Source organism: Commensalibacter sp. Nvir (genome assembly GCF_963921845.1).
Classification (GTDB): Bacteria; Pseudomonadota; Alphaproteobacteria; order Acetobacterales; family Acetobacteraceae; genus Commensalibacter.
Genome location: NZ_CAWUGZ010000045.1, coordinates 1 through 1,521, shown reverse-complemented (window position 1 = coordinate 1,521; position 1,521 = coordinate 1). Strand labels below are relative to the sequence as shown.

The following is a 1,521-nucleotide window of genomic DNA, read 5'->3' as shown; positions in this document are numbered from 1 at the left end:
GTTTGACATTCATAAAGGTGGAATTTTGAGACGCGCCTGCCGCCTGCTACGTTGGTCCTTTTTTGTAGTCTGTATTTAAATGCAGCAAGTTTCATGTAGCATGAAATGACAACATTGTTGTCAAAAAGTCAGATTTTGAGTTGCGTCTAAGCGCTTACCTATCAGGTATTCGATGGCAGACGCGTGTCTTTGGTCCTTTTTTTGGAGTCTATATTAAAATGCAAGAAGCTTTATGCAGTATGAAATGACAACATTTATGTTTAAAAAAAAAACAGATTTTGAGTTGCGTCTAACGCGCGTACCCATCGGTTATTCGGCCAGTGGGTAGACTGGCTGTTGCAGATAAATGGAGATTTATGGGTTTACCTATAGAAGTAGTCGATACCTATAAATATTTGGGTGTCGCGCTAAGCTCCAGTCTTTCATTTACTTACCATTTGAGAGATCGTACATCGGCTGCTGAAATGGACCTTAATAGGAATTGGTCAAGTTTCATTGCTCAAGATCTGATTCCACTATTCGCGAAAAAAAATTAGTCTGGTGTTTTCAGGGATATGACATATTGTTTAAAGTTTCAGAGATTTTTCATTAAGACATTGTTTTCGTTGCCTTCAATGACACCAAATTAAATGATTTATTTAGAAGCAGCCACAAATCCAAAAAAGTAAGCGTAAGGTGGCCACCCTTAAGGTTCAGTCAGTGCCTCATTTGGAATTTAATGCTGCTCTTCTTGCCTCCATACTACTTGCAAGCATTGGAAAACTTAAAAGTCGTTTGGAGACTAATGAGGTATATTGCTTTTCGGATTCTCGTAATGTTCTCTATTGGTTACAGACACCACCTCATGAACTTCAGATTTATGTTGTCAATTGCATAGTCCAGATTTTAGAAGTAACAAAACCCAGTTGTTCGCACTATATTCCTACAAAAAAAAAATTCAGCCGATTGCTTATCGAGAGCCCTCTCACCACACCAGATACTTTCTCACGATCTTTATTGGAACGGCCTGGCATTTATTACGTTGCCTACTTCTGGCTGGCCTATTTACCATATATAACCTCCACCCGTTCTGCCTGAAAAAGTATCGAGCCTTTTAAAGTTCCAAAGGGTTTATGCATTTGTTTTACATTTTATTAAACATTGCCGAAATCGGAAGCATGGTGTTTTGTTTGTTGGATGGCTGCTAAAAGAGGGATCAAAAATGAATAACCCGCAAATAGAAGTATTTCAAGACCAAGACATTAATAAATGGTTAAGGAACATGGTCTGTAATGATTGACAAGGCTTCTGGGAACGTGTTTCCTCTCAAAATAAGCTACGAGGAACCAAGAGCACTACACGATTATGAAAAAGCTGAGTGAGAGGTAAAAGAAGAAAAGAGGTGGTAATTCCCAGGCTAAGAAGAGGTGGCTCGCGTCTCACCCATGTTTACCTAATTAATATAGAAGAAGTAGTGAAGTGTAAATGGTGCTATACTCCATTCACTATTAAATACCTCATCGAGGAATGTCCACAATACAC

The 1,521-nt window shown here is 38.7% G+C and carries 1 protein-coding gene; it reads left to right on the top strand.

Annotated elements, in window-relative coordinates; genetic code table 11:
- Positions 1–356 precede the first annotated feature (356 nt).
- Entirely contained in the window at positions 357–536 is a 180-nt protein-coding gene (locus AABE15_RS03605; protein ID WP_338329915.1) for a hypothetical protein, read from the top strand.
- Positions 537–1,521 lie beyond the last annotated feature (985 nt).

Excerpts from the sequence above, each read along its gene's own strand:
- AABE15_RS03605 (WP_338329915.1), top strand. The coding sequence starts at position 357 with ATGGGTTTACCTATAGAAGTAGTCGATACCTATAAATATTTGGGTGTC.